At 72.5% G+C, this 25,683-nt stretch carries 28 protein-coding genes; 14 read left to right on the forward strand and 14 right to left on the reverse strand.

Annotation, left to right across the window (positions count from 1 at the left end):
• Positions 1-132: 132 nt before the first annotated feature.
• A complete protein-coding gene (locus ACIBPB_RS12235; protein ID WP_396839635.1) occupies positions 133-1,161 on the forward strand; it encodes a LacI family DNA-binding transcriptional regulator in 1,029 nt (342 codons plus the stop codon).
• Positions 1,162-1,170: 9 nt separating this feature from the next.
• Here ACIBPB_RS12235 and ACIBPB_RS12240 read toward each other — a convergent pair whose 3' ends face one another.
• From ACIBPB_RS12240 to ACIBPB_RS12270, 7 genes are all read right to left on the reverse strand, one after another.
• Positions 1,171-2,013 (reverse strand): alpha/beta fold hydrolase, encoded by an 843-nt coding sequence (locus ACIBPB_RS12240; protein ID WP_396839636.1) that lies wholly within the window; start codon positions 2,011-2,013, stop codon positions 1,171-1,173.
• Positions 2,014-2,017: 4 nt separating this feature from the next.
• The gene (locus ACIBPB_RS12245; RefSeq protein WP_396839637.1) at positions 2,018-2,635 is read right to left on the reverse strand and encodes a dihydrofolate reductase family protein; all 618 of its coding nucleotides are present in this window, start codon (positions 2,633-2,635) and stop codon (positions 2,018-2,020) included.
• A gap of 30 nt (positions 2,636-2,665) precedes the next feature.
• Entirely contained in the window at positions 2,666-3,253 is a 588-nt protein-coding gene (locus tag ACIBPB_RS12250; protein ID WP_396839638.1) for a TIGR03086 family metal-binding protein, read from the reverse strand.
• The gene (locus tag ACIBPB_RS12255; RefSeq protein WP_396839639.1) at positions 3,240-3,722 is read right to left on the reverse strand and encodes an SRPBCC family protein; all 483 of its coding nucleotides are present in this window, start codon (positions 3,720-3,722) and stop codon (positions 3,240-3,242) included. Before ACIBPB_RS12255 ends, ACIBPB_RS12250 begins: the two co-directional genes overlap by 14 nt.
• Positions 3,655-4,050, reverse strand: a complete 396-nt coding sequence (locus tag ACIBPB_RS12260; protein WP_396839640.1) for an ArsR/SmtB family transcription factor — start codon at positions 4,048-4,050, stop codon at positions 3,655-3,657. Before ACIBPB_RS12260 ends, ACIBPB_RS12255 begins: the two co-directional genes overlap by 68 nt.
• Before the next feature lie 126 nt (positions 4,051-4,176).
• Entirely contained in the window at positions 4,177-5,406 is a 1,230-nt protein-coding gene (locus tag ACIBPB_RS12265; RefSeq protein WP_396839641.1) for a glycosyltransferase, read from the reverse strand.
• Between the two features lie 208 nt (positions 5,407-5,614).
• Positions 5,615-6,862, reverse strand: a complete 1,248-nt coding sequence (locus tag ACIBPB_RS12270; RefSeq protein ID WP_396839642.1) for an FAD-binding oxidoreductase — start codon at positions 6,860-6,862, stop codon at positions 5,615-5,617.
• An 80-nt stretch (positions 6,863-6,942) separates the two neighbouring features.
• Between ACIBPB_RS12270 and ACIBPB_RS12275 the strand changes: the two genes are divergently transcribed.
• The gene (locus ACIBPB_RS12275) at positions 6,943-7,302 is read left to right on the forward strand and encodes an STAS domain-containing protein (RefSeq protein ID WP_396839643.1); all 360 of its coding nucleotides are present in this window, start codon (positions 6,943-6,945) and stop codon (positions 7,300-7,302) included.
• Here ACIBPB_RS12275 and ACIBPB_RS12280 read toward each other — a convergent pair.
• Positions 7,216-8,193: a sigma-70 family RNA polymerase sigma factor gene (locus ACIBPB_RS12280; protein ID WP_396839644.1), complete on the reverse strand. Its 978-nt coding sequence runs from the start codon at positions 8,191-8,193 to the stop codon at positions 7,216-7,218. The genes ACIBPB_RS12275 and ACIBPB_RS12280 overlap by 87 nt on opposite strands.
• A 131-nt stretch (positions 8,194-8,324) precedes the next feature.
• On the opposite strand from ACIBPB_RS12280, the gene ACIBPB_RS12285 reads away from it, so the two are divergent.
• Entirely contained in the window at positions 8,325-9,146 is an 822-nt protein-coding gene (locus ACIBPB_RS12285) for an alpha/beta fold hydrolase (RefSeq protein ID WP_396839645.1), read from the forward strand.
• A 102-nt stretch (positions 9,147-9,248) separates the two neighbouring features.
• On the opposite strand, the gene sigJ is transcribed toward ACIBPB_RS12285, so the two are convergent.
• Positions 9,249-10,172, reverse strand: a complete 924-nt coding sequence (gene sigJ / locus ACIBPB_RS12290) for an RNA polymerase sigma factor SigJ (protein ID WP_396839646.1) — start codon at positions 10,170-10,172, stop codon at positions 9,249-9,251.
• 146 nt (positions 10,173-10,318) lie between these two features.
• Between sigJ and ACIBPB_RS12295 the strand changes: the two genes are divergently transcribed.
• The 7 genes from ACIBPB_RS12295 to ACIBPB_RS12325 all read left to right on the forward strand — a co-directional run bounded on the left by ACIBPB_RS12295 (position 10,319) and on the right by ACIBPB_RS12325 (position 17,415).
• A complete protein-coding gene (locus ACIBPB_RS12295) occupies positions 10,319-10,792 on the forward strand; it encodes a nuclear transport factor 2 family protein (RefSeq protein WP_396839647.1) in 474 nt (157 codons plus the stop codon).
• 41 nt (positions 10,793-10,833) lie between these two features.
• Positions 10,834-11,463, forward strand: coding sequence for an LUD domain-containing protein (locus ACIBPB_RS12300; RefSeq protein WP_396839648.1), 630 nt, complete (start codon positions 10,834-10,836; stop codon positions 11,461-11,463).
• A 147-nt stretch (positions 11,464-11,610) separates the two neighbouring features.
• Positions 11,611-12,576, forward strand: a complete 966-nt coding sequence (locus ACIBPB_RS12305) for a carbohydrate ABC transporter permease (protein WP_396839649.1) — start codon at positions 11,611-11,613, stop codon at positions 12,574-12,576.
• Positions 12,573-13,403 (forward strand): carbohydrate ABC transporter permease, encoded by an 831-nt coding sequence (locus tag ACIBPB_RS12310; protein ID WP_396839650.1) that lies wholly within the window; start codon positions 12,573-12,575, stop codon positions 13,401-13,403. Before ACIBPB_RS12305 ends, ACIBPB_RS12310 begins: the two co-directional genes overlap by 4 nt.
• Positions 13,404-13,449: 46 nt before the next feature.
• Positions 13,450-14,832 carry an ABC transporter substrate-binding protein gene (locus tag ACIBPB_RS12315; RefSeq protein ID WP_396839651.1) on the forward strand — a complete coding sequence of 461 codons (1,383 nt, stop codon included), beginning with the start codon at positions 13,450-13,452 and terminating at the stop codon, positions 14,830-14,832.
• 252 nt (positions 14,833-15,084) lie between these two features.
• Complete coding sequence (locus ACIBPB_RS12320) at positions 15,085-15,561, forward strand: hypothetical protein (RefSeq protein WP_396839652.1); 477 nt, start codon at positions 15,085-15,087, stop codon at positions 15,559-15,561.
• A 33-nt stretch (positions 15,562-15,594) separates the two neighbouring features.
• Positions 15,595-17,415 carry a glycoside hydrolase family 15 protein gene (locus ACIBPB_RS12325; protein ID WP_396839653.1) on the forward strand — a complete coding sequence of 607 codons (1,821 nt, stop codon included), beginning with the start codon at positions 15,595-15,597 and terminating at the stop codon, positions 17,413-17,415.
• Between the two features lie 77 nt (positions 17,416-17,492).
• Here the strand turns inward: ACIBPB_RS12325 and ACIBPB_RS12330 are convergent, their stop codons facing one another.
• Together ACIBPB_RS12330 and ACIBPB_RS12335 are read right to left on the reverse strand one after the other, a co-directional pair.
• A complete protein-coding gene (locus ACIBPB_RS12330) occupies positions 17,493-19,409 on the reverse strand; it encodes a DNA/RNA helicase domain-containing protein (RefSeq protein WP_396839654.1) in 1,917 nt (638 codons plus the stop codon).
• Positions 19,410-19,533: 124 nt separating this feature from the next.
• Positions 19,534-19,869 carry a nucleotide pyrophosphohydrolase gene (locus ACIBPB_RS12335; protein ID WP_396839655.1) on the reverse strand — a complete coding sequence of 112 codons (336 nt, stop codon included), beginning with the start codon at positions 19,867-19,869 and terminating at the stop codon, positions 19,534-19,536.
• Between the two features lie 217 nt (positions 19,870-20,086).
• On the opposite strand from ACIBPB_RS12335, the gene ACIBPB_RS12340 reads away from it, so the two are divergent.
• Positions 20,087-21,274 (forward strand): low temperature requirement protein A, encoded by a 1,188-nt coding sequence (locus ACIBPB_RS12340; protein ID WP_396839656.1) that lies wholly within the window; start codon positions 20,087-20,089, stop codon positions 21,272-21,274.
• A gap of 3 nt (positions 21,275-21,277) precedes the next feature.
• Here ACIBPB_RS12340 and ACIBPB_RS12345 read toward each other — a convergent pair whose 3' ends face one another.
• The 3 genes from ACIBPB_RS12345 to ACIBPB_RS12355 form a co-directional block, all read right to left on the reverse strand.
• Positions 21,278-22,462 carry a low temperature requirement protein A gene (locus tag ACIBPB_RS12345; protein ID WP_396839658.1) on the reverse strand — a complete coding sequence of 395 codons (1,185 nt, stop codon included), beginning with the start codon at positions 22,460-22,462 and terminating at the stop codon, positions 21,278-21,280.
• Between the two features lie 126 nt (positions 22,463-22,588).
• Complete coding sequence (locus tag ACIBPB_RS12350; protein WP_396839659.1) at positions 22,589-22,804, reverse strand: DUF397 domain-containing protein; 216 nt, start codon at positions 22,802-22,804, stop codon at positions 22,589-22,591.
• Complete coding sequence (locus tag ACIBPB_RS12355; RefSeq protein ID WP_396839660.1) at positions 22,797-23,681, reverse strand: helix-turn-helix domain-containing protein; 885 nt, start codon at positions 23,679-23,681, stop codon at positions 22,797-22,799. Before ACIBPB_RS12355 ends, ACIBPB_RS12350 begins: the two co-directional genes overlap by 8 nt.
• A 264-nt stretch (positions 23,682-23,945) precedes the next feature.
• Between ACIBPB_RS12355 and ACIBPB_RS12360 the strand changes: the two genes are divergently transcribed.
• The 3 genes from ACIBPB_RS12360 to ACIBPB_RS12370 all read left to right on the forward strand — a co-directional run bounded on the left by ACIBPB_RS12360 (position 23,946) and on the right by ACIBPB_RS12370 (position 25,668).
• Positions 23,946-24,245, forward strand: coding sequence for a DivIVA domain-containing protein (locus ACIBPB_RS12360; RefSeq protein WP_396839661.1), 300 nt, complete (start codon positions 23,946-23,948; stop codon positions 24,243-24,245).
• Positions 24,242-24,538 carry a hypothetical protein gene (locus tag ACIBPB_RS12365; RefSeq protein ID WP_396839662.1) on the forward strand — a complete coding sequence of 99 codons (297 nt, stop codon included), beginning with the start codon at positions 24,242-24,244 and terminating at the stop codon, positions 24,536-24,538. The genes ACIBPB_RS12360 and ACIBPB_RS12365 overlap by 4 nt, the downstream gene beginning before the upstream one ends.
• A gap of 68 nt (positions 24,539-24,606) precedes the next feature.
• Positions 24,607-25,668, forward strand: coding sequence for a LacI family DNA-binding transcriptional regulator (locus ACIBPB_RS12370; protein ID WP_396839663.1), 1,062 nt, complete (start codon positions 24,607-24,609; stop codon positions 25,666-25,668).
• Positions 25,669-25,683: the final 15 nt, after the last annotated feature.

Below are 25,683 nucleotides of genomic sequence, written 5' to 3' on the forward strand. Positions count from 1 at the left end.
TGTCCGTCCCTCCCCGGTCGGCCCCGGTGAACCCGGCGGCACCCCTGAAAGCGCTATCAGAAAGCGCTTTCAGGGGTGTTACGGTAACCACGGCGAATTCGTCCGGTCAAGACGTTCCACAGGGGGACAGCCATGCAGCCACGGCCCCACGTGACGCTGGAAGACGTGGCGCGGGCCGCGGACGTCTCGCTGGCCACGGCCTCCCGGGCGCTCAACGGCACGCGGGTCACCCCGCAGCTGCGCGACCGGGTCCTCGCTGCCGCCGAGAAGCTGGCCTACACCCCGAACGCGCACGCCCGGGCGCTGGCCGGCGCCGCGCACCGCACCGTCGGCGTGATCTGCCACGACGTCACCGACCCGTACTTCTCCGCGATCGCCGGTGGCGTCATGCGGGTGGCCGGCGACAACGACCTGCTGGTCATGCTGGCCAGCACCTTCCGCGACCCGGAGCGGGAGATCGCGTACGTGTCGATGCTGCGCGCCGAACGCGCCCCGGCCATCCTGCTCACCGGCTCCGGCTTCGAGGACCCCCGCTGGGAGCGGGCCCTGGAGGCGGAGCTGCGGCCCTACCTGGACGGCGGCGGCCGGGTCGCCGCGGTCAGCCGGCACCGCAGCCTCAAGGTGGACAGCGTCCTGCCGGAGAACCGGGCCGGGGCCGCCGCGATGGCCCGCGCGCTGCTCGACCTCGGCCACCGCCGCTTCGCCGTGCTGGCCGGGCCGCCCGCCCTGACCACCGTCACCGACCGGCTCGGCGGCTTCCGTGACGAACTCACCCGGGCCGGCGTGCCGCTGCCGGCGGCGAACGTCGTGGCGGCGCCGTTCACCCGCGACGGCGGCTACCAGGCCATGACCGAGCTGCTCACGCGAGGGCTCACCGCCACCTGCGTGTTCGCGCTGACCGACGTGATGGCCATCGGCGCCTGCGCCGCCCTGCGCGACCACGGGCTGACCGTGCCCGACGACGTCTCCGTCGCCGGCTTCGACGACATCCCCATCGTCCGCGACCTCACCCCGCCGCTGACCACGGTCGCCCTGCCGCTGCAGCAGCTCGGCGAGCAGGCGATGCGGATGGCGCTCACCGAGAACACCGGCCGGCGGCGGCGCGTCGTGCGCCTCGGCGGCGAGGTGGTCATCCGGGCCAGCACCGCCAAGCTGGGCTGACGAGGCCCGCTATCCGAGGGCGAGCATCGCCTCGGCGACCTCGCCGACGGCCGCATCGGGGATCGCGGTGGCCGCCTCCTCCAGCACGAGCAGCCGCGCCCCGCGGATCTCCCGCGCGATCGCCTCGCCGTTGCCGACGGGGAAGAAGCGGTTCCGGCGGCCGTGCACGACGAGCGTGGGGACCGCGATCCCGGGCAGGCGCTCACGCCAGCGCGGTGTGCAGTCGAGCCGGGAGAAGACCAGGCCCAGCTGGTTGGCCAGCTGCACCGATGGCGTGGTGCCGGGGGTACGGTCCCAGACGCGCGCGGCGACGGCGCGCGCGGCGACGGGGTCGTCGCCGAGGATCTCCGCGCCGGCGGCGGCGAACTCCGCCACCGCCTCGCGGTCGGTCCAGTCGGGCATCGGACGCGCGAACAGCCGGCCCATCGTCGCCCGGTCATGGTCGGGGAGGTCGTCGTCGGGCGGGCCGGGGGCGACCGCGCGGGTGCTGGCCAGGGTGAGCGCCGAGAAGGCGCCCGGATGGTCGAGCACGGCCACCTGGGCGACCATCCCGCCGACGCCGATGCCGGCGAGGTGCGCGGGGCCCCCGCCGAGCGCGTCGACGAGGGCCGCCGCGTCGGCGGCGAGGCTGCGCAGGGTGTACGCGGGCGCCTCCGGATCGGTCGTGGTCGACTCCCCGCTGTCGCGCAGGTCGTAGCGCACCACCCGACGTCCACCGGCGGCGAGGCGGGCACAGAGCGCGTCGGGCCAGGAGAGCATCGTCGTGCCGCCGGCGAGCAGGACGAGTGGCGCGTCCCGGGCACCGAACGACTCGATGCCCAGCACGGTCCCGTTGGCGTTGATCGTGGTCATCGGATCACCGGGCGATGTCGTAGGTCAGGTGGGTCGCGGTCGATGTCGGGACCACGCTGCGCTGCACCAGCGTGCGCGGCGCCGCGCCGGTGAACAGCGGTGTCCCGGCGCCCAGCACGACCGGCGCGAGGTGCAGCGTCAGCGCGTCGACCAGCCCGGCGTCGAGCGCCGAGGCGATCGTGGCGCCGCCGCCCATGAGGATGACGTCGAGGTCCCGGCCGCTCTGCGCCGATGCCGCCTCGGCTCGCTCGCGCGCGGCGGTGACGGCGTCGGCCAGACCGGTGGTGACGAACGTCCAGTCGAGGTCGGTTGTCCGCACCGATTCCGGCGGTGAGCTGGTCACCACGACGAACGCCGGCCTGGCGACCTCACCGGCGCCGTAGCCGGAGGTGTCGTCCCAGCCTGCCGGCCCGTCGACCACGTCGAAGAGGTGGCGGCCGAGGACGACGGCGCCCGAGCGGGCGGTCCCCTCACGCAGGACCCGGCGGTCGTCCGGGTCGTCGGAGAACGCCCAGGTGTGCAGGGCCTCGCCGCCGGTGCCCAGACCGTTGGCCGGACCCGGGTCGGGCCCCGTGACGAAGCCGTCGAGAGACATCGAGATGTCCGCGATGATGCGAGTCATGTCAGGGTAGACCCGATCCGCCGCCCGAACTCATCGCTCACCGACGAGCCCCGGCGACCAGGACGGGTCCCGGCCGATGAAGCCGAGCAGTCTGGTCTGGGCGTCCGCGCCGTCGGGCACCTCGACCCGGCTGCCGAACTGGCCGGAGGAGCGGATGACCTCCTCCATCTGCGTCATGCCACCGAGCAGTTCGGCGCAGAAGTCGGCGTCCAGCCGGTCGTCCTGGCCGGTGGCCCGGGCCAGGTCCCAGGTGTGCATGAACACGTCGGTGGTGTAGAACCGGTCGATCGCGACCGCCAGCGGCAGGCTGCCCAGGTGCGGGTTGGTGAATTCCCGGCCCGCCGTCGCCGGGTCGTCCAGCACCGTCTGCACCCCGTCGCGGTGCACCTGCCACGCGGCGAGCGGGTCGTCGTCCACCGACGGCCCCTGCGGCAGCGTGACGCCGGCGCCGGCGGCGACGAACCCGGGACACCATTCGACGAGGTGACGCACCACGTCCCGGGCGGTCCAGCCGGCGACCGGGGCCGGCACGTCCCACCCGGAGGTGCCCCGGACCCGGTCGGTGAACAGCCCGGCCACCTGCCGGTGCCGCTCGGCCGGCTGCTCAGACAGTGCCATCGGCGAGCATCCTGTCCAGCTTCGCGTAGCCCTCGTCGACACCGACCTCCATGCCGCTGCGCAGCCACGCGTCGCGGCTGTCGAAGCTGTCGACCAGCGACTGGGCGTGCAGCCGGGTCCGGCCGTCGCCCAGGTCCTCGAACCACAGGGTCTCCAGCGCGACGCCGTCCGGCTCACCGTCGAAGGTGAACGTCTGCACGATCCGGTCCGGCCGCACCTCGTGGAACGAGCCGTGGAACGCGAACTCGGCGCCGTCGTGCACCGAGACGTACCGCCAGCTGCCGCCGGTGGACGCGTCCCAGTGCTCGATCCGGGTGGTCACCGCGTCCGGGCCGACCCAGCGGGCGAACAACGCGGGATCGGTGTGGGCCCGGAACAGCTGCTCGGGTGTTGCCGCGAAGTCACGAGTCATCCGGATGACCGGCAGCTTCGGGTCCGCCTCGATCACGGTCTCCGTGGTCTTGTCCATGCTCTTGTCCCTTCATCTCGGCCAGGACGGCGTCGAGGCGGCGGTAGCGCTGCTCGACGCGGTCCCGGTGGCGCTCGATCCAGGTGTCCATCAGGTCCAGGGCCTCGACCTCGAGGCGTACCTGCCGGGGCTGCGGTCCGCGCGGTCGGCTGACCAGCCCGGCGTCCTCGAGCACCCGCAGGTGTTTGTAGACGGCCTGCAGGGAGATCCCGTACGGCGCGGCCAGCTGGCTGACGGTCGCGTCGCCCTCGGAGAGCCGGGCGACCATGTCGCGCCGGGTCGGATCCGCGAGGGCGGCGAAGACGCGGGACAGCACGTCCGTGGTCATCGTCCCCCCTTTCAACCTGATGGTTGAAAATAGCGTACGCCCCGGCGGTGCTGCTCCGCAACCACTTGGTTGAAAGAAGAGCTCAGGGAGGAGCGGCTGCCCCGGCGGGCCCAGGTCGTTCGCCGGTCACGCCGACGCCGGCGGCCGCTCGCCGGCGAGTCGCGCGATCAGCGAGAGCACCGCGGCGGGCCCGTCGTCGGCCCGGACCCGCTGGGCGAGTGCCGTGGCGCGGTCCCGATAGGCCGGCCGGTCAAGGCAGGAGCGCAGCGCGTCGGTCAGGGTGTCGGCGGTCAGCTCGTGGATCGGCACCGGGCGCGGCGCTACGCCGAGGCGGTGCAGCCGGGCCGCCCAGAACGGTTGGTCGACCAGGACGGGCACCGGGACCGCCGGCACGCCCGCGCGCAGCCCCGCCCCGGTGGTGCCCGCTCCGGCGTGGTGGACCACGGCGGCCGTCCGGGGGAACAACCAGTCGTGCGGCAGGTCACCGACCTGCAGGATGTCGCCACCGACGGGTGTGAGGTCGGCCCAGCCGGACTGCACGACGGCCCGCACGCCGGTCCGCTTCACCGCGACCGCGACGGCGTCCTGGAGCCGTTCGTGGCCCGGAGTCATGCTGCCGAACCCGACGAACACCGGCGGAGGACCGGCCCGGAGGAAGTCGACCAGCACATTCGGCGGTTGCCATTCCGGCGCGGTGGCCGGCCACCAGTAGCCGGTCACGTGCACGTTCGCCGGCCAGTCCGCGGGCCGGGGGACCACCGCCGGGCTGAAGCCGTGGCAGATCGGCCAGTCATCCGGCGGGTCCGCCGCGACGGTGCCGGGCAGCTCGAGCCGGGTACGCAGCCGCCGCAGCACGTCCGCGTAGAGGGCGCCGGTCCGGGCGAGCACCTCGCGGCCGGCGGCGAGGTTGTCAGCGGGGGACAGGTTGCCGGCGTCGGGCCAGCCGGGTGGCGGGAACTCCCGGGTGGGCACCCCCGGCGCGAGATAGGCGCCGAGGCTCGGGATGCCGAGGCCGGCGGCGACGAGCCGGCTCAGCGGGGCCGGGCCGAACGCGGTGAGCAGCAGATCGGCGCCGGCGGCCGCAGCGGTCAGCACACCCTCGCCCAGCTCGTCGAGGAAAGCGGCGAAGACCGCGCCGGCGGCCTCCGGGGACGGTGCCGCGGTACGGGCGCGGACGAGCTCGACCGGATCGCCGGGGAGGGCCCGGTACTCCAGCCCGGCATCGCGCACGAGATCGGCGAACCGGTCATGCGCGGCGAGCGCCACCTGATGGCCGGCCTGCTGGAGCCGCTGGCCCAGGCCGGTGAACGGCGCGACGTCGCCCCGCGAACCCGCTGTCACGATCACAATCCGCATCGCGTCCCTCCGGTCGTACCGCTGGTCCTTGCGGCCCGGCTGGTCCGATCACCGATCCGGGCAAGCCGGCCCGGGTGCCCGGTGGCCGCAGGTCACCCCGCACCGGCCGCCGCGCCTCGCCGCGGCCGGCGGCGTCCCGCCATCATCCGCCACTTCCGGGCGCCGTGGCGCTCGGTCGCCCGCCGCGTCCCCACCTACCCGCCGGCGACTAGGCGGACGCCGCCACGGCGGCGGGCGGCACGGCGAGGCCGGCGCCGAAGACGTTGTCCGGGTCGTGGACCGCCTTGACCCGGCGCAGCTCCGCCCAGTTCGCCGCGGTGAACGCCGCGGCGGTCCGGGCCGGATCGGACAGGAAGTTGAGGAACGCGCTGCCCAGGCCGCACCGGTCCAGCGCGGCCGCGGTGCGCGGCGACGGCACCGTGTCGAGGATGACCGACAGCGGCGCGTCCCGGTGCGCGGCGGCCCCGCGGTCGCGCGCGATGCGCCCACCCCAGTGCCGGATCTCGACCGTGACGTCCGGCTCGGCCACCAGGGCGGCGACCAGGTCGTCGTCGAGGGAGCGGACCTGGTCGAAGGTGCGGGGAGAGACGCCGCCCATGGCCGCGTCCGGGTAGTCGACGACCCGCATGCCGTCGGCCACTGCGGGCCCGGCGACCCGCCACAGCGGCGCCAGCAGCGCCCGGCCGCGCTCCGGGTCACCTGCGTACATGGCCTTGACCACGAGCGAACCGTCGCGGGTCAGCAGCACCGCCGTGCTGAGCTCGTCCGGCACCCGCTCGATCCACCGCCGGTAGTAGGTGAGGGTCTCGGCGGCCCGTTCCCGGCCGAAGGCGACCGCGCCGGCGTACACCGTCGAGACCGGGTGCAGGCGGATGTCCAGGGCGGTGACCACGCCGTACGAGCCACCGCCGCCGCGCAGCGCCCAGAACAGGTCGGGATTGCGGTCGGCGTCGGCGGTCACCAGCCGGCCGTCGGCGGTGACCACCCGGGCGCGCAGCACGCTGTCGGCGGCCAGGCCGTGCCGGCGGGACAGCCAGCCCAGCCCGCCGCCGAGCGTGTAGCCGACCACGCCCACGTCGGGCGCGGAGCCGGAGAGCCCGGCCAGCCCGAACGGCGCGGCCGCCCGCAGCACGTCGCCCCACCGGGCGCCCGGGCCGACCCGGGCGACCCGCCGGACCGGGTCGACCAGGACCGCGGCCATCGCGCCGGTGTGCAGCAGCAGCGCGCCGTCGTGCGCGCGGTGGGTGCCGTGGCCGGTGGCCTGGACGGCGAACGGCAGGTCGTGCCGGCGCGCGGCCAGCACCGCCTGGCGTACGTCGGTGGCGTCGGCGGCCCGGACCACCACGGCGGGGTGCGGGTCGAGGGCCGGGTCGAGGGGCCGGCGGTACGCGTCGTAGCCGTCGTCGCCGGGCAGGAAGATGGGTCCGCTGGTACGCAGCGTCTCTCGGATGCTCATGCCGGTCAGACCCGCGGCCCTCGGCGGACTCATCGGTGCCGGCGGCGATGAGTTCCGCCCGCCCGGCCGGTCCTATCGGTGTGGCGGCTGCCGGGATCTCCTTCACGGTCGGCGCGGCGGTGGCCCGCGCCGACATCCCCGTCCTCTGCGCCGACCTGGCCGACCTGCTGCGCGGGCGCCCGCCCGGGACCGTCGCGTGCGAGGTGGCCGCCGTGGCGTCGCCCGACCTGGTGACCGTCGAGGCGCTGGCCCGGCTCCGGTTGACCGCCCGCCGGCACGGCTGGCGGTTCGTCGTGCCGGACGCCGGCCCGCCGCTGCTGCGGCTGCTGGCCCTGCTCGGGCTGGCCGAGGTGTTAGCCGAGCCGGGCCGGCAGCCCGAACAGCGGGAAGAGCCGGTCGGTGTCCAGGAAGTTGGTGATCTCGGCGATCCGCCCGCCTGACAGCCGCAGCACGGTCAGCCCCCACGGCTCGTGCCCGACGCCGGTCGCGCTGGGCCGGTACTGCGCGAACGCCGGCATGCCGTTGGCCGCCACCGGCACCAGGCGGGACCCCCGGCAGCCACTGCCGGTGCCGGTCATCCAGGCCAGGATGTCGTCGGCGCCGCGCAGCCACAGCGGCACCGGCGGCATGGACAGGGTCACGTCCTCGTGCAGCAGCGTGGTCAGCGCCGCCAGGTCGTACGCCTCGAAGGCCCGCACGTAGCGGGCGAGCAGCGCCTGCTGCTCGTCGTCCATCGGCTGGTACACGTCCGCGCCGGTGTCGGCGGTCGCGAGGGTGGCGCGGGCCCGTTGCAGGGCGCTGTTGACGCTCGCCACCGAGGTGTCGAGCAGTTCGGCGACCTCCTGGGCCGACCAGGCCAGCACCTCGCGCAGGATCAGCACGGCCCGCTGCCGCGCCGGCAGGTGCTGCAGCGCGGCGACGAACGCCAGCCGGACCGACTCACGGGCGGCGATCACCTCGGCGGGGTCGCTGCGCTCCGGCAGGATCCGGCCGTCGGGTGCCGGGCCGACCCAGATCTCCTCGGGGCGCGGCTCGCCCGGGTCGGTGGCGCGGCCGGAGCCGGCGGGGCCGAGATCCATCGGCAGGATCCGCCGCTGGGCGCTGCCGAGCATGGTCAGGCAGACGTTGGTCGCGATCCGGTAGAGCCAGGACCGCAGCGCGGCCCGCCCCTCGAACCGGTCGAAGCCGCGCCAGGCCCGGATGAAGGTCTCCTGCACGGCGTCCTCGGCCTCGAAGACCGAGCCGAGCATGCGGTAGCAGTAACCGGTCAGCTCAGACCGGTACGTCTCGAGCTGCGATGCCACGGATTCGCTGGTCGCCACGTCAGCCACGGCACCAATCTAGTCGACCCCCCGCCCGATCGGGGGGTCACGAAACTCACCCGGCCGGCACCGATGAGTTCCCGGCGTCCGGCTGGTCAGCACCGGCGTCCGTACCTACCAGACGACCGGAGGAACCCACCATGACCACCACCGAGCGACCCGCCGGCACCGGGCAGTACGCCGACGTCAACGGCATCCGCCTCTACTACGAGACCCACGGCACCGGCCGGCCGCTGATCCTGCTGCACGGCGGGCTCGCCGCGGGGGAGATGTTCACGCCGGTGCTGCCCGCGTTCGCCGACCACCACCAGGTCATCCTGATCGACCTGCAGGGCCACGGCCGCACCGCCGACATCGACCGGCCGCTCGACGTCACCCTGATGGCCGGCGACGTCGCCGCGCTCATCGAACACCTCGGACTGCAGAAGCCGGACGTGGTCGGCTTCTCCCTCGGCGGCGGCGTCGCGCTGCAGGTCGGGATCCGGTACCCGCACCTGGTCGGCCGCCTGGTCGCGGCGTCGGCGCACGTGCGCCGCGACGCGATCCACGCCGAGCTGCTCCAGCAGCAGGGCCAGGTGAACGCGGCCGCCGCCGAATTCATGAAGGACACCCCGATGTACGAGCTCTACCAGCGGGTGGCCCCGCGCCCGGAGGACTTCCCGCGGCTGCTGGACAAGATCGGCGCGGCGATGGCGAAGGACTACGACTACACCGAGCAGGTCCGCGGCCTGCAGGTGCCGACGCTGATCATGGCCGCCGACGCGGACATGGCCCCGCCGAGCCACTACGTCGAGGTGTTCAAGCTGCTCGACGGGGGCCTGCGCGACGGCGGCTGGATGGGGGAGAACCGGCCGAAGGGCGGCCACGCCCTGGCCATCCTGCCCGGCCTGACCCACTACGACATCGCCGACTCGCCGCTGTTCGCCGCGGTCACGCTCGCCTTCCTCGACAAGCAGGAGTGAGCCGCCGCCGCACCGCCCGGCGGCCCGCGGGCCGCCGGGCCGGCTCGCCCTCGCCGCGCCCCGCACCGCGCGGCCCCGGCGGGTCGGCACGTCGCCCGGCGCTCACCCGAGCCACGGTCGGATCTTCTCGGGATTGAGGACCGCCCAGATGCGCGTGATCCGCTCGCCCACGACGTGGAACGCGTACACCGCCACGGTGACCCCGTCCCGCTGCGCGACCAGGCCGGGCTGGCCGTTGACGGTGCGTTCCAGCAGCGTCACCTCGGCCGTCCGGACACCCAGACCGGCGAAGAAACGCGCGATCTGTTCGCCGCCCACGACCGGGCGTGGCGCGGCGGTGACCAGGCCGCCACCGTCGCCGGTCGCCGTGGCGTCGGGGTCGAGCAGGCCGATGAGCGCGCCGATGTCCCCGGCCTCCCAGGCGCGCTTGAAGTCCCGGACGACGGCGGCCTGCCGGGCCGGCGGGAAAGCGGCGTCCGGCGGCCCGCCGCGCAGGCGACGGCGGGCCGAGGAGGCCAGCTGGCGGCACGCCGCCGGGGTGCGCCCGACGACCTCGGCCACCTCGGCGAAGGAGTAGCGGAAGACGTCGTGCAGGACGAACGCGACGCGCTCGGCCGGGGTCATCGCCTCCAGCACCACCAGGAAGGCCATGCTGACCGACTCGTCCAGGGTGACCCGGTCGGCCGGGTCCGCGGTACCGCCGCGGCTCCACTCGGCCGGCTCGGGCAGCGGCTCCGGGAGCCACTGGCCCACGTACCGCTCGCGCCGGGCCCGCGCCGAGCCCAGCACGTCCAGGCAGACCCGGCTCGCGACCGTGCTGAGCCAGGCACCGGGGGAGGCGATGGTCGCGCGCTGCGCCTCGGACAGCGCGTACCAGCGGGTGTAGGTCTCCTGGACCGCGTCCTCCGCCTCGGCCAGCGAGCCGAGCAGCCGGTACGCGAGATTGATCAGCTGCCGCCGCTCGCGCACGATCGCGCCCAGGTGCGGATCGGGCCGGCTCCGTTTCGGCTCGGGTCGGGTGGTCATCGCGCCGTCGGCTCCCTTGCTCGCGTTGATCCTCACGGGTCCGACGAGACAGCGCACCGAAGTGTGAGGGCGGGCACGTCGCCTGACACCCCGGGGAGCTGCGTCGTCGGACGACTCGAGGAACACCCGATGCAAGGGAGAAACCGATGAACGACTTCCGGGCCATCGCCGACCGCGTCGAGATCGAGGCGCTGCGCGGCGAGTTCACCGACGCGGCGATGATGCGCGACCGCGCCCGCCTCGCCTCGCTGTTCACCCCGGACGGTGTGCTGCGCATGCCCAACATCCCCGCCGAGCTGGTCGGCCGGGAGGAGATCCGCGTCGGTGGCGAGCGGCTGCAGGCGCAGTGGGACTTCTTCGTGCAGAACAGCCACCCCGGCGTCATCCAACTCGACGGCGACACGGCCACCGGCCGCACCTACATGCACGAGCTGGCCCGCACCCTCGACGGCCGCCAGGGGCAGAACTTCGCCATCTACCACGACCGCTACCGGCGCACCCCAGACGGTTGGCGGTTCACCGAGCGGGTCTACGAGGTCCGGTACCTCGACACCACCCCGCTGGCCGGCTCGGCGCCCCGCCCGGGGGAGACCGCCCCCGAAGGAACCGCCACCAGCTGACCCCGCGAACCGCCACCCACCCGTTCGACCCAGGAGGAACCATGACCACCTCGGCTCCGACCACGCCCTTCACCGAACCGGCCTCCGCGCAGCGCCTCGAGTCGGCCGCCGCCGCGCTGGCCGCGCACGGCTTCACCGTCGAGATCCTCGACGACGTCGCCGCCGCGCGTGCCCGCGTCCGGGACCTGATCCCCGCGGGCGCCAGCGTCTTCACCGCAGCCAGCGAGACCCTCCGCCGGTCCGGCATCGACCAGGACATCAACGACGGCGGGCGGTACGAGGCCGTGAAGCCACGCCTGCTCGCCCTGGACCGCGCCACCGCGGCCGACGACATCCGGCGGCTGGCCGCGGGTCCCGACGTCGTCGTGGGCAGCGTCAACGCGGTCACCGAAACCGGCTCGCTGGTGGCCGCCTCGGCCAGCGGAAGCCAACTGCCGGCCTACGCCGGCGGCGCCGGCCGTGCCATCTGGATCGTCGGGGCGCAGAAGGTGGTGCCGGACCTGGCCACCGCGCTGCGCCGCGTCGAGGAACACGCCCTCCCGCTGGAGAGCGCCCGGGCCCAGGTGGCGTACGGGCAGCCGAGCGCCGTCAACCGGCTGCTCGTGCTCAACGCCGAACCGCATCCCGGACGCGCCGTCGTGCTGCTGCTGCGCGAGGCCGTCGGCTTCTGAGACCAGGTCGCGCCCGCCGGCGGTCACGGGGCCGCCGGCGGCCGACGACGAACGCCGGCGGTCGCCCCGGCGACGCGCCGCCGTCGGTGGAAAGAACTTCCAGGTCCGGATCCTGCGCGGGAGGATTTCTTTCGGTACTGTGCTGCCGTGCCACCCCCTCCGACCGTCGTCAATGCCCCACCTGACGACCGCACCCCCACCGCCGATTCCGTCCGCCCCACCGTCCGGCGCGAACCGTCACGCCGCATTGAGACCGGCCTCGGCTGGCTGCTGCTGCTGCCGTCCGTGGTCGTCTTCGGGCTCTTCGTCTTCTGGCCGCTGGGCCGCACGCTCTACCTGTCCGTGCACGGCAACGACCTGTTCGGCGCCCCGTCGGTCTACGTCGGCGCCGAGCACTACCGGGAGATGCTCTCCGCCGAGTTCGGCCGGGTGCTGGTCACCACGGGCCTGTTCACCCTCTTCTCCGTGCTGCCGGCCGTGCTGGGCGCGCTGGTCGTGGTGCTGCTGCTGGAGGCCCGGATCCGCGGCGTACGCGTGCTGCGCACCGCGTTCGCGCTGCCGTTCGCCTTCTCCGTGGCGACCGCCTCGGTCATCTTCGCGATCATCTACAACCCGGCGATCGGCGTGGCCAACGGCCTGCTCGGCTCCTTCGGGATCGACCGGGTCAACTGGCTCACCGACCCGTCGATCGCGCTGCCCGCGGTGGCCGCCGCGACGGTGTGGATGAACTTCGGCTACAACGTCCTGGTGCTCTCCGCCGGCGTCGCGGCGATCTCGCCCGAGGTGGTCGAGGCGGCCCGGCTGGACGGCGCGACCGGCTGGCGGCTGGCCTCCCGGATCACCATCCCGCTGCTCTCGCCGCAGCTGTTCTTCCTCATCGTGGTCTCCACCATCCACGCGTTGCAGAGCTTCGGGCAGATCCACATCCTGACCAAGGGCGGCCCGGACCAGGCCACCACGACCCTGGTCTACTCGATCTACGAGAAGGCGTTCGCCTTCGGGTCCTCCGACTTCGGATCAGCCAGCGCGCAGGCCGTGGTGCTGCTGGTCGTCATGCTCGGCTGCACGGCCGTCCAGTTCGGCATCCTCGAGCGGCGGGTCCACTATCGATGAAGAAACTCAGCCTCGGGCAGATCGCCGTCTACGTCGTGCTGGGTCTGGCCGCGATCCCCGTCCTGTTCCCCATCTACTACGGCTTCGTCGGCGCCGTGATGGGCCCCGGTGACCTGGCCACCTACCCGCCCGCGCTGGTGCCGCACGAACTGCACTGGCAGAACCTCGGCGACGTCTTCCGCTCCGTGCCGCTCGGCCGCTTCTACGTCAACTCCGCCGTCCAGGCCGGGGTCATCACGCTGGCGCAGGTCGTCACCAGCATCCTGGCCGCGTACGCGTTCGCGTTCCTGCGCATGCCGGCGAAGGCGGCGACGTTCGGGTTGTTCCTGGCCACTCTCATGGTGCCCTGGGAAGCCATCATCATCCCCAACTACCTGGCCATCTCCGGCTGGGGCCTGGCCCGGGGCGGGCTGACCTACCTCGGTCTGGTCCTGCCCTTCCTGGCCTCGGCGTTCGGCACCTTCCTGCTGCGTCAGGCCTTCCTGCAGTTCCCCACCGAGCTGCGCGACGCCGCGGTGATCGACGGCTGCGGTCACTGGCGCCTGCTGTGGCGGGTCATCGTGCCGCTGTCCAAGCCGTCGATCGCGGCGGTCGGGGTCTACGTCTTCCTGTCCGCGTGGAACCAGTACTTCTGGCCGCTGATCCTGATCCGCGACTCCAAGTTCCAGACGCTGCAGATCGGCATCTCGCAGCTCAACGACTCCGAGGTGGCCCAGCCGGGCCTCGTCCTCGCCGGCGTCGCGCTGTCCCTGCTGCCCACCCTGGCCGTCGTGCTCTTCGGCCAGCGCTACATCGTCCGCGGCCTCACCGCCGGCGCGCTGCGTTAATTCTCAAAGAGGAGAAACCGTGAGACAACCTAGGCTCCGCCGGAGCATGAGCGCCTTCGTCGCCCTGGTCGCCGCCGCCGCGCTGACCGCGTGCGGTGGTTCCGGGTCCGGCACCGACTCCGGCAAGGACGCGCTGGAGGCGCCGGGCGCGGAGGTGCTCGAGAAGGCCACCGACAAGACCACCATCGAGTTCTGGCACGGCATGAAGGGCGCCAACGCCGCGGCGATCGACAAGCTGGTCGCCGACTTCAACGCCCAGAGCGGTGGCAAGGTCGAGGTCAAGCCCGTCTACCAGGGCAACTACGACGAGACGATCGCCAAGTACAAGGCCTCGGTGCAGCAGAAGAACACCCCCGCGCTGGTGCAGATCTACGACATCGGCTCGCGGTTCATGGTCGACTCCAAGCAGACCGTGCCGATGTACAAGTTCATCGACAAGGACAAGTTCAACGCGGGCGACATCGAACCGAACATCGCCAACTACTACTCGATCGACGGCAAGCTCCAGTCGATGCCGTTCAACACCTCCACGCCGCTGCTGTACCTGAACAAGGAGGCGTTCGAGAAGGCCGGCCTCGACCCGATGAAGCCGCCGAAGAACCTCGACGAGATCGGGGAGATGGCGAAGAAGCTGACCGTCAAGGACGCCGGCGGCAAGACCGTCCGGTACGGCTTCGGCGCCGCCATCTACGGCTGGCTGATCGAGCAGTTGATCGCCACCGACGGCAAGGAGTACTGCGACAACGGCAACGGCCGCAAGGGCCTGGCCACCAAGGTGCAGTTCGACCAGGAGACCGGCGTACGCGTCGCGCAGTGGTGGGCGGACCTGGTGAAGGGCGGCTACGCGGCGAACACCGGCCGCAAGACCGACGACGCCCAGGCCGCCTTCAAGGCCGGCACGGTGGCGATGCACCTGGAGTCCACCGGCGCCATGCGCGGCTACATCGACGCGGCCAAGGGCAAGTTCACCGTGCTGACCGCGCCGTACCCGAAGGCGAGCAGCTCGGCCACCGGCGGGCCGATCATCGGCGGCGCGTCGCTGTGGATCGACGGGGTCGGGCACAGCGACAAGGAGAAGCGGGCCGCCTGGGAGTTCGTGAAGTTCGCCTCGAGCCCGCAGCAGCAGGCCAAGTGGCACACCGGCACCGGGTACGTGCCGGTCAACGCCAAGGCCCTGGACGAGCAGATCGACAAGGACTGGGTGGCGCAGTACCCGCAGTTCAAGACCGCCGTGGACCAGCTGCACGCGCTGCCGCCGTCGGTCGCCTCGGCCGGCTGCCTGCTCGGCGTGATGCCGCAGGCCCGCAAGGCGTCCGAGGACGGCCTGGAGGCCGCCATCGTCGGCAGCAAGCCCGCCGACCAGGCCATGAAGGACGCCGCGGCGAGCGTCAAGGGCGCGATCGACAGCTACAACAAGTCGGTCAGCTGACCGCATCTCCCGCCTGGGTGGGGCCGGCTCCGGACGGAGCCGGCCCCACCCGACTGCGGGTTCCGGCCGGTCGTACCTGGGCAAGCGGCCCGGTGGCCCGGGGCGGGTGGCTTATGGTGGGGCCGGGGTGGCCGTGCCGGCGCGCCTCGGTCGGATCCGTACGGCCTTCACGTTCCCGTCGAGGATGGGCCATGACAGAGCGAACCCCCGCCGTGCCGCCGGCGGACACGCACCACGTGGACCGTCCCTGAGATGGACTGGGCCGGATGGGGCCTGTTCGGGCTGGTCGCCACCGCCGCGCTCACCGCGGCGTTGATCAGCGCGCAGCTGGCCGGCCTCACCCGCCTCGACTTCCCCCTGGTCCTCGGGACGATCTTCGTAGAGGATCCCGACCGGGCCCGGGTCGTCGGATTCTTCCTGCACCTCGCCGCCGGCCAGGGCTTCGCCCTCGGGTACGCGGCCACGTTCGCCCTGCTGCACCGGGCCGCCTGGTGGATCGGCGGGCTGCTCGGGCTGCTGCACGTCGGGATCGCGCTGACCGTGCTGCTGCCGCTGCTGCCGGGGGTCCACCCGCGGATGGCCTCCCAGCGGGCGGGCCTGGGCCGCACCGCCGTGCTGGAACCGCCCGGCCTGCTCGGCCTCAACTACGGCGTGCAGACCCCCACGGTGGCGGTCGCCGTCCACGCCGTCTACGGCATCGTCCTCGGGCTGCTCCTGCGGCCCGGCTGAGCCGCGGTCGCGACATGTCCCGGAGCATCCTCGATGACCGTTGAATCCGGCCCGGCGTCCCGGCGACCCCCCGCGCCCCTGCGCGACTACGGGCTGCTGGGGGACACCCGCACGGCCGCCCTGGTCGCCGCCGACGGCGGGATCGACTGGCTGTGCGTGCCGCGCTTCGACGGTGAGCCGATCTTCGGCCGGCTGGTCGGCGGCCCGGACGCGGGCACGTTCCGGGTCGGCCCGGCCGGGCCCGCCACGGTCGTCGCACGCCGCTACCGCGAACACACCGCCACCCTGGAGACCACCTGGGCGGTCGGCGGCGGCCGGCTCACCCTCGCCGAGGGCATGGTGACCGAGGCCAGCGGCCGCCTGCTGCCGACGACCCTGCTGGTGCGCCGGCTCTCCGCCGAACAGGCAGCGGTCGACGTCGCCGTGGAGTTCGACCCCCGCCTCGGCGTACGGCACGCCCGGCCCCGGGTGCTGCACCGCCGGACGGGTCTGGTCTGCGCCTGGGGCGCGGTCGCCGTCGCGCTGAACTCCGCCCCCGCGCTCGCCGTCGAGCCCGGCCGGGTCACCGTGACCACGGTCCGGCCCGGCCGGCCGGTCACCCTCGTGCTGTCCGTGGCGCACGGCGAACCGTTGATCCACGTCCCGCCGGACGCCGCCTGGGAGCTGCTGCTCGGCGACGAGCACCGCTGGCGGGACTGGACCGCCGAAATCGACCGGTCGCTGCCGTTCCGCGAGCACGTCGTACGGAGCCTGCTGACCATCCGGCTGCTGACCTACTCGCCCTGCCAGGCGCCGGTGGCCGCACCCACTACGTCACTGCCCGAGGATCCCGGTGGGATCCGGAACTGGGACTACCGCTACGTCTGGCCCCGCGACGCCAGCATCGGCGTCAGCGCCTTCCTCGCCGTCGGCAAGTCCCGCGAGGCCCACGGCTTCCTCGCCTGGCTGCTGCACGCCAGCCGGTTGCAACGCCCCCGGCTACCGGCGCTGCTCACCCTGCACGGCCGCCCGGTGCCGGCGGAACGGGACCTGCCCGGGTGGCCCGGCTACCTCGGCAGCGTCCCGGTGCGCGTCGGCAACGGCGCGGCCAACCAGCACCAGCTCGACGGCTACGGCTGGGTGGTCGACGCCGCGTGGGCGTTCGCGCAGTCCGGACACCGCCTCGACCGGGAGACGTGGCGGGCGGTGCGCGGCTTCGCCGACACGGTCGCCCGCTGCTGGCCCGAGCCCGACGCCGGCATCTGGGAGGTCCGCGAACCGGCCCAGCACGTCCACTCCAAGCTCATGGGCTGGCTCGCCCTGGACCGCGCGCTGCGCATCGCCGACACCCACCCGTTGCCGGACCGCCAGCGCCGCCGCTGGCAAACGGCCCGCGACGCCATCGCCGCCGAGGTACGCAGCCGCGGCTTCGACGCCACGGCCGGCTGCTACGTCCGCAGCTACGGCTCCCCGCACCTGGACGCGGCCCTGCTCGTCCTGCCGCTGCTCGACCTGGACGACGCCGACTCGCCCCGGGTGCGCGGCACCGTCGACGCCGTCCGCGAACGGCTGTCGGCCGGCGGCCCGCTGCTCTACCGCTACCCGCCCGGCAGCGACGGCTTCCCCGGCACCGAGGGCGCGTTCCTGCCCTGCTCGTTCTGGCTCGTGCAGGCCCTCGCCCGCACCGGGCACCGCGCCGAGGCCGTCGAGCTGTTCGAGGCCCTGCTCGGCTACGTCGGCCCACTCGGCCTCTACCCGGAGGAGGTGGACCCGGCGACCGGGGCGTACCGGGGCAACTATCCCCAGACGTTGACCCACGCCGCGCTCGTGCAGGCCGCCCTCGCCATCCGGGACGCCCCCACTCCGCGATCCTGAGCGGGCCCGGCTCGTGGGCGATGTCCCGATGTCACCGCCGGTGCGCGGGCAGCCCGGTGAGCAGTCGGCCGACCTGCTCAGCCAGGGCCGGTCGCTCCGGGGACGGCGGCGTCATACCTCGTCTCGACCGGGCGGCGCACCTGGATCAGTGTGGCCAGGTAGTCACGCGTTTCCGGGTCGGTGCAGTAGAGCATGGTGCCGCGCATGCCCCGGGTCATCAGCACCTTGTAGGTGTTGCGAATCAGCCGGTCGGCCTCGTCGTCCGTGAGGACTCTGCGGCTGCGGAAGGCCGGGTCCTTCGACTCCGCGCGGCACGTGACGAGCCGGCCCTCGCGGGCGACCAGGTCCGGACCGATGATGACGCCCGACCACTCGTACTCGAAGCCCTGTGCGGTGTAGACGCAGCCGACCTGGCCGAACCCGTTCGGGTCGGTCGCCCAGAAGGCGCTGCCCGGCGCCTCTCCGACACTGCGGTCGCTCTTGACGTTCCACGGTCGGGTCCAGTTGCCGATCCGCACGTCGGGAACCAGCGAGTCGTCCGGGCGCGGATCGCTCCATGGCCAGCAGTAGCCCGCCGACATGCGCGCCGTCTCGCCGGCGCGCTGCTTCCCGGCCAGGAACGCCTCCATCTCTTCCGGCGATTCGGCAAGGCGAAGGTCGAACCGGCCGTCACCGGGCCAGACCGACGGTGCGCCGCCGTCGAGGCCGAGCAGGTCGAGGACCCATTGCTCGTACGCCTCGCTGCCGCCGCAGCGGAACTGGTCGTGCAGCGACACCACCTCCACCGCGAGGTCGAGCTGCTTCGCGTACGCGGAGATGACGTCGACGCTGCCCAGCTCGCCCGGCTTGACGACCTGATGCTCGTCGAGAAGGAAGACCGGTACCCGAGCGGCGGCGATCAGCTCGTCGATCTGCGATCGGGCGCGTTCGCGCTTCGCCTTGGGCGTGAAGCGGTTGACCGATGTTTCCCGGATGCGGTGTGCTTCGTCGCAGATCAGCACGTCAAGGCCGTTCCGTTCGGCGGTCATGAAGCTGTTGAAGTAGCCGAACAGGTTCTTCAGGCGGGTCGAGCCCTTGCCTGCGTACCGGCGGAGGGTCTGGGTGAATGAGCGCGAGCCGGTGGCGTGCATGACGGCGCGCTGCTGCCGGGCCAGTTCCCCGAGCACCGACAGGGCGATGACGCTCTTGCCGCTACCGGGACCGCCGGAGACCACCACGACCGACTTGCGGTCCGCGGCGCGCGCCCGCTCGACGGCATGCAACACCAACTCGTACGCCAGGCGCTGCTCGTCGAGCAACGTGAAGTGGGCCCGCTCCTTGAGTTCGACCGCGGCGTACGACAGCAGGTGTTTGCTCGGTCGGACGGAGCTGGTGAGGAAGCGGTCCGCGACGGCCGTCCCCGGAGCGGGAGCCAGGTGGGTCCGCAGGTAGTCGAGGAACTGGCCGCGGCGCTGCTTGGTGAAGATCCGGCTCTGCTCGGTTGGCCGCCGGACGAAGAGGTCGTTCACGTCCCGGTCGACGGCGTTGTGCAGGTAGGCGGCACCGACGATGGGGCTGCGGCGGTGGGTGAGCACGCCGAGAAAGTCGGTCAGGTACTCGCAATAGTCTCCGACCTGCACACCGGGATGCAGGCGCGGGCCCCGAGCGTGTTCGACCAGCACCAGCCGGTCGGACCCTTCGTAGGACTCGGCCTGCGACCACTGCTTCAGCTCGACCACCACGTAGGAGTCGTCGCTGGTTTTCGGATGCACGCCGGCGAGCACCACGTCGATTCGCTTGCTGGTCAGCGGCAGCTGGTACTCGACCAGTACCTCCACCTGGCCCAGGCCGGCGTCGGCCAGATCCTGGCCGAGCACGGTGAGACTGCGCTCCCACGACCGGCGTTCGGCGGCGCTCACGTTGTGGCCGATCTGCTCGGCGATGCGATCAGAGAGTGTGCCGCCGGTGGCGTAGCGGAGCAGACCATCGGCGGAGGTGCGGAACGCTGACAACACTTGCCCCCGGGCAGCACGAAATGATCGTGCGCATGGGGGGCGTGTCCGGCCATGGCCGGAAGCCCGTCGTTACGCGCTTGTACGGCTGGACTGTAGCGAAGAGATCAACTGGTCGCACGCCCCGTCACCGCTTGGTAGCGGAGCCTCTGGCCTGTTCGACCGGGTAGCGGATGGCCACCTCCGCCAACTTGGTGACGGCTGACTCCACGAGGTCGATGCCGAGGACGTCCGCGAGCCGGGTCAGATAGATCATGACGTCGCCGATCTCGGCCCGGATCCGTGCGCCCCTCTCGGGGTCGTCCATCACCGCTGCCGCCTGCTCGGGCGTGAGCCACTGCAGCTCGGCCAGCAGTTCGCCGACCTCGCCGGCCAGCGCCATGGCGAGGTTCTTCGGCGTGTGGAACTGCTGCCAGTCCCGGTCCTCGGCGAAGGCCCGCACCCGAGCCGTCAGGTCCTCCATCGGGGGAGTCTTGCACGCGCGGACACCCGGGCATGCCTCACCCGACCGCTCCGAGCGGACCGGTTCCAGCGGCCCGGCCTTCGCCGGACCGGCGATTCCGCTTCGCGATGGGGAAGGTCCCGCTATAGCGGGGCATGAGGGAGATCTGCGGCTGTCGCCGTACCGGTGCCCGTAATGTCGTCTGGCGAGGACGGTGCGGCGGTCCCGGAGGAGGCCGATGCTAGCGGAAGGCGACGACGGTGCGGCGCCCCCGGGCCGGCAGGACCCGGGGCGGCCGGCGTTCCTGGAACTCTTCTTCGACCTGGTCTACGTCTTCGCGCTGGTTTCCCTGGTCAAGACGCTCGCCGCCAATCTGAGCTGGACCGGAGTCGCGGAGGTGCTGGTCCTGCTGCTCGCGTTCACCCTGGTCTGGGCGCTGACCACGTGGGCCGCCGACACCCTGGACCTGGCGCGTCCCACGGTCCAGGTGCAGTTCATCGGGGTGGCGGCCGCCAGCCTGCTGCTGGCCGCCGCGGCGCCCGACGCGTACGACGGGCGGGGCCTGCTCTTCGCGGGCACCTACCTGGCCGTGCACCTCGGGTCGAGCATCTACTATCTCCTGCTCATGCGGGATGCGGCCGAGCCGCGTCGCAGCGGCCGAATCGTATTCTGGTACACCATCGCCGCGGTCGGCTGGATCGGTGGCGGGCTGACCGCCGGCCCCGCCCGCCTGATGATCTGGGCGGTGACGATCGCCGTGGAGTACGTCGCCGCCTCGCTCGGCTGGCCGGCGCCGAGGCTGGGGCGGTCGCAGCCGCAGGAGTGGCAGTTGGTCGGCGAGCGGGTGGCCGAGCGGTACCGGCAGTTCGTCATCGTCGCGCTCGGTGCGGCCCTCTTCGTGACCGGGACGACCTTCAGCCTGAGCGCGTACACGATCGACCGGGCCTGGGCGCTGGTGGTGATGTTCACGATCGTGGTGCTGGCCTGGCGAATCTACATCTACCGCGCCGGCGAGTTGCTGACCGACGCCATCGCGCGATCGACGAACCCGGCGCTGCTCACCCAGTCCGCCGCGGTCACCCACCTGATCATGGTGGCCGGCATCGCCGGCATGGCGGTCACCAGCCACCTCGTCGTGATGCGTCCCCTGGGCGAGACCCCGCCCGCCTGGGCTGCCGTCACCCTGGGCGGACCGGCGATGTTCCTGGTCGGTCGCGGCGTGCTGGACTACACGGTGTTCGGTCGGATCTCCCGGTCCCGGCTGGCCGGGCTGGTCCTGCTGGCCGGGGTGACACCGGCCGCGGGCCTGCTGCCCCCGGTCGTGGTCGCGCTGCTCGCCATGAGCATCCTGGCCCTGATCGCCGCGGCGAACCTGGTCAGCACCCACCTGTACGCCCGTACGCCGATGCCACCGGCGCTCCGGTGACCCTCAGCCGGTCGGCACGGTGACCCGGGCCGGCCGCGCGTGTGCGGGCAGTGTCTCCCAGACCAGGATGAGCAGCAGGACCAGATTCGCCACGATCAGGATGGCCAGGGGCGGAAGCAGCGCCATCACGGGCGCGATGGCGCACAGCACCACGATCCCCAGTGCCCGGGACCAGAGGACCCGTCCGGTCAGCACGGCGTCGAACAGCAAACTCCCGAGCAGGAACAGGGCCGGCCCGCCGAGGATGGCGGCGATCCAGGCGGCCGGTGCCGCATCGAAGGGCCGGTCGACGACCAGCGAGACGCTGGTCGACACCACCAGCACCCCGGCCACCATCACCAAATGGCTGTACGAGGTGGAGGTGCCGGGCCGAACCCGCTCCACCAACGTGACGGCGGGTGGTGAAAGGAACTGCCGCACGCGGTGAAAGTAGAGCTGGAAAAGCACCACCGCGCTGGCGAACCCGACGGCGCTCGCGGCCACCCGGCCGGCCTGGAAGCCGCTGCCGGCCAGCCCCAGGCCGGCGCTCAGGATCAGCTCGCCGAGGGAGATCAGGAAGATTTCCCGGTGCCGCTCGGACAGGTGGCTGCCGGTGAAGATCTGGCTGGCCAGTTCGGTGCGGCCGAGCCTCGGCGTCGGCCAGCCGATCCGGGCCGACCCGAGGTCGACCACCACCGCGATCGCCCAGAGCACAAGCCGGGCCGTTCCGTGCACGAACACCCCGGCCACCCACGGCACCGCCGTGACGCCGAACCAGAAGAAGACCCGGATGCTCCGGGCCTGGATCAGGCGGTTCACCCGGGTACCGGGGATGAGGACGGCGTCCCGGACGAGATGGATGGCGAAGTACGCCCCGACGAGAAGCCAGCCGTAGTCGCCGAAGGCGTGCGGCACCGCGATCGCCATCAGCAGGGTGCCGAACATGACCGCCAGGACGGTGGCCTGGATGATCGACAGCCGGGGGTTGAACAGGTCGGTGAGCCACGCGGTCAACACCCAGACCCACCAGGCGGCCATCAGCAGGACGGCGGTCTGGGCCGCGCCTCGGAGGGTGAGGTCCTCGGCCAGCCCCACCGAGAGCCGGGAGAGCATGAAGATGTAGACCAGGTCGAAGAAGAGCTCCAGGAACGTCGGATATTCGGGCTCGCCGCGCCCGCGCAGGATCCGGGGTAGCGGGCTGGACGTCACCGCGTCTGCCTCCTCTGGCACGCCGCACCGGGGGAGCGGAGGCGCGGTCAGCCTGGCGCTCCCCGCCAACCTACAAGAGCGGGGTCAGCGGCGAGCCGAAACGACCGAAGCGGGGCGTGGCCGACCTCAGGCGAGCGGACGACCGGCGAGGTGGCCGGTACCCGCCGCAACCGTGAACGCGGCCCAGGCGGCAGCGGGGAAGGTGAGCACAGGCCCAACCCGGTCCTTGGAGTCGCGAACGGCGACGACGCCGGGGAGGTTACTGGCGACCTCGACGCAGTTGCCGCCGTTGTCGCCGCTGCGGGTGCTCTTGCGCCAAGCGGCGCCGGTCAGGTCAGTCATGCCGCATCTCCCCGATGACCCTCTTGATCATGTCCCTCGATTCTGCCTCACTCAACGCCAACACATCCAGGCCCGCCCACGCGTTCTCATAGGCGCGAAGCTCGTCCAGCTTGTCGAGGTAAAGCGCCCCGGTGAGGGATTCGCTGTAGACGACGGACGGCTCGGGGGCTCGACCTCCCTTGGTGGCGGGGAAGTCGAGGATGACGAAAGAGCCGGCGACCGACCCTGGGTGTGGCCCGGCGGAGAACGGCACGACGCGCAGCGAGACGTTCGGTAGCTCGGAGACGTCGAGCAGACGGGTGAGCTGCCCGGTCATGACCCCTGGCCCGCGGACCGTCCTCCGGAGCACGGCCTCGGACAGCACAGTGTCCAGCTGTGGAGGCTGCGGCAGCCTACGGCTCAGGAGTGTTTGTCGCTGGAGGCGCACCTCGACTGCGCGCTCGCGTTCTTCAACGCTCAGCCGGCTGCCCGGCTGGTAGAGGCCGAGTGCGTAGGCTCGGGTCTGGAGCAGTCCCGGGACCAGGTTGTCGCCGTACTCCCGCAGGTGGGCGGCGGCGGATTCCAGGCCGACGTACAGCTCGAACCAGCTCGGCACCGCGTCCCCGTACGCGTGCCACCAGCCCTTCGACTTGGTCTCGGTGGCCAGCCCCTTCATCACCTCGGTCAGCTCCGCCGAGACCCCGTACAGCTCGCACATGGCCTTGACGTCGAGCACCCGGACCGCGCCCAGGCCGCACTCGATGCGCCAGATCTTCTGTCGGCTGTATTCCAGGGCCTCGGCGGCGGCGTCGAGCGTCACGCCGGCCTCGGTGCGGTACTGGCGCAGCAGCCGGCCGAGTTGCCGGCGCGGCACGGTCGATCCGATGTCCTCGGCCACCCGAACACTCCCTGATTCCGTCCTGCAACACTGCGTAACGTCGCCCTGCAACCTCTACACGTTGCTGTAAAGAAAGTCAATGCACTGAGCAAAAAATCCGTAGTGGAACGTTGCATGGAGGGCGCTCAGTGTCACAAGCTGACTACAGGAGCCGTGCTGCCGTACCGCTGATGAGCTGCGGTGGCAGGGCCGGGTGGGTCCGCGCGTGCGGGGAGGGCGGGCGGCCCCACCCATCCACATCCGACGGAGAGGAAGGCCAGCGGCATGATGGTCCGCAACCAGCGACCGGCCCGGGGGAGCGGAGCGACCTACCGCTCCGGGGCGTACCCCAGTCTGCTGCCGTGGCAGGTGCGCGAGCGCCGCTTCCCGCCGGTCGGGCTCGGGCGCCGGGGCCTCGACCCCGGCGAGGTCTATGCCTTCCTCGACCGGGTGGCCGGCGACCTGGCCGCCGCCCACGCCGCGCTGGCCGCCAGCCGCCGGGAGACCGCTGTCATCAAGGACGCGCTGCGCCGCTGGCAGTCCGACCAGGCCCGCGCCCGCGACGCCCGGGGACACCAGCGGTGAGCCAGCGGTACGTCATCCACCTGCCGATCGTTGCCGCCGACCTGCCCGCCGCGCAGCGCCTGGCCCGGGTGGTCGGCCGTTGGCTGCTCGTGCTGCCCCGCACCGAACCGGGCGGTACCACCGTCTCCGCAGAGGACGACCAGAACGTACGCCACTGGGTCTTCTGCGACGCCATGATGCCCGGCGGCCGGCGCTGCCTGCTCCGCACCGGCCACGACGGTCCGTGCGCCGCCGGCTACGCCGCTGACGTCTCGTGCCCCACCCACTCATCCGCGTGGGAGCGCTTCACCTGAGAGCGCTCTCTGGCCTATCGTTCAGCATCTCGGCACCCAAGCGCACGTGCCGGAGAGCGGGGGCTGCGATGAACAAGGTCAAGCCGACCATCGAGGACGTCGCACGTGCGGCAGGGGTGTCCCGCGCGTCGGCGTCCCGCGTGATCAACGGTGCGCCGGGCGCGTCCGACCTGGTGCGGGCGCGCGTCCACGCGGCCGTGGCCGAGCTGGGATACCGGCCCAACGAGGTGGCCCGTGCGCTGGCCTCGGGTCGTCAGCGTGCCGTCGACGTTGTCGCGGTGACCTGTGGCCGTCCGATCGGCTGGCTGGGCACCGATCCATACTTCAGCCGGGTCGTGGCCGGCCTCATGCCGGTGCTCGAAGGCGTCAACGCGCAACTGCGGCTGCACACGATCGACCGGGAGCGGGCTGCCGAAGCGATCGAGACCATCGCCGCGAACGCTACGCTCGGGGCGGTTCTTGCCGACACCACGCCAGACCTGGCGACGCGGTTCTACCGGCGGTGCCGTCGGATCGTGTCGATGGTGCCCACCGCCGCGCTGGTGCCCGCGATGGAGGCCGACAACATCGACGGTGCGATCGCCGCCGTCAACGAACTGCACCGGCTGGGCCGTCGACGGATCGCCGCCATCCACGGCCCCGCAGTCAACCCCTGCGCCAGCGACCGGCGTACCGGTTTCCGCCGGGCCGTGCGCCAGCTCGGCCTGGTGGACGTGAGCGTGGACGGTGACTTCCATCGCGACGGCGGCTACCAGGCCGCACGGCGGCTCCTCGACCAGGATCCGGAGATCGACGCCATGCTGGTCGCGAACGATCTGATGGCGGCCGGAGCCGTGCAGGCGATCACCGCCACCGGTCGTCGTATCCCCGACGATGTGAGCATCATCGGCTTCGACGACAGCATCGCCGCGGTGTGCGCCAACCCCCAGTTGACCACCATGCGGCTGCCGGTCGAGGACATGGCGGCAGCGGCCGCCCGCCTGCTCCTGAACGGCACCCCGGCAGCCGGTTACCGGCAGCGGTTTTCGGTCGACCTGATCAGGCGCGACAGCACGCCGGACCGAGCGGGCGGGGCGAGGGTGGCGCTTCGGGACGTTGACGACACAAATAGACAAGCTCCCATTGACTGATACGCTGCTCTCCCC

Source organism: Micromonospora sp. NPDC049836 (genome assembly GCF_044465125.1).
Classification (GTDB): Bacteria; Actinomycetota; Actinomycetes; order Mycobacteriales; family Micromonosporaceae; genus Micromonospora.

Bases quoted from the DNA above. Each gene is read 5' to 3' on its own strand.
- ACIBPB_RS12235 (WP_396839635.1), top strand. From the start codon at position 133: ATGCAGCCACGGCCCCACGTGACGCTGGAAGACGTGGCGCGGGCCGCG.
- ACIBPB_RS12240 (WP_396839636.1), bottom strand. From the start codon at position 2,013: ATGACCACGATCAACGCCAACGGGACCGTGCTGGGCATCGAGTCGTTC.
- ACIBPB_RS12245 (WP_396839637.1), bottom strand. From the start codon at position 2,635: ATGACTCGCATCATCGCGGACATCTCGATGTCTCTCGACGGCTTCGTC.
- ACIBPB_RS12250 (WP_396839638.1), bottom strand. From the start codon at position 3,253: ATGGCACTGTCTGAGCAGCCGGCCGAGCGGCACCGGCAGGTGGCCGGG.
- ACIBPB_RS12255 (WP_396839639.1), bottom strand. From the start codon at position 3,722: ATGGACAAGACCACGGAGACCGTGATCGAGGCGGACCCGAAGCTGCCG.
- ACIBPB_RS12260 (WP_396839640.1), bottom strand. From the start codon at position 4,050: ATGACCACGGACGTGCTGTCCCGCGTCTTCGCCGCCCTCGCGGATCCG.
- ACIBPB_RS12265 (WP_396839641.1), bottom strand. From the start codon at position 5,406: ATGCGGATTGTGATCGTGACAGCGGGTTCGCGGGGCGACGTCGCGCCG.
- ACIBPB_RS12270 (WP_396839642.1), bottom strand. From the start codon at position 6,862: ATGAGCATCCGAGAGACGCTGCGTACCAGCGGACCCATCTTCCTGCCC.
- ACIBPB_RS12285 (WP_396839645.1), top strand. From the start codon at position 8,325: ATGACCACCACCGAGCGACCCGCCGGCACCGGGCAGTACGCCGACGTC.
- sigJ (WP_396839646.1), bottom strand. From the start codon at position 10,172: ATGACCACCCGACCCGAGCCGAAACGGAGCCGGCCCGATCCGCACCTG.
- ACIBPB_RS12295 (WP_396839647.1), top strand. From the start codon at position 10,319: ATGAACGACTTCCGGGCCATCGCCGACCGCGTCGAGATCGAGGCGCTG.
- ACIBPB_RS12300 (WP_396839648.1), top strand. From the start codon at position 10,834: ATGACCACCTCGGCTCCGACCACGCCCTTCACCGAACCGGCCTCCGCG.
- ACIBPB_RS12310 (WP_396839650.1), top strand. From the start codon at position 12,573: ATGAAGAAACTCAGCCTCGGGCAGATCGCCGTCTACGTCGTGCTGGGT.
- ACIBPB_RS12315 (WP_396839651.1), top strand. From the start codon at position 13,450: ATGAGCGCCTTCGTCGCCCTGGTCGCCGCCGCCGCGCTGACCGCGTGC.
- ACIBPB_RS12320 (WP_396839652.1), top strand. From the start codon at position 15,085: ATGGACTGGGCCGGATGGGGCCTGTTCGGGCTGGTCGCCACCGCCGCG.
- ACIBPB_RS12325 (WP_396839653.1), top strand. From the start codon at position 15,595: ATGACCGTTGAATCCGGCCCGGCGTCCCGGCGACCCCCCGCGCCCCTG.
- ACIBPB_RS12335 (WP_396839655.1), bottom strand. From the start codon at position 19,869: ATGGAGGACCTGACGGCTCGGGTGCGGGCCTTCGCCGAGGACCGGGAC.
- ACIBPB_RS12340 (WP_396839656.1), top strand. From the start codon at position 20,087: ATGCTAGCGGAAGGCGACGACGGTGCGGCGCCCCCGGGCCGGCAGGAC.
- ACIBPB_RS12350 (WP_396839659.1), bottom strand. From the start codon at position 22,804: ATGACTGACCTGACCGGCGCCGCTTGGCGCAAGAGCACCCGCAGCGGC.
- ACIBPB_RS12360 (WP_396839661.1), top strand. From the start codon at position 23,946: ATGATGGTCCGCAACCAGCGACCGGCCCGGGGGAGCGGAGCGACCTAC.
- ACIBPB_RS12370 (WP_396839663.1), top strand. From the start codon at position 24,607: ATGAACAAGGTCAAGCCGACCATCGAGGACGTCGCACGTGCGGCAGGG.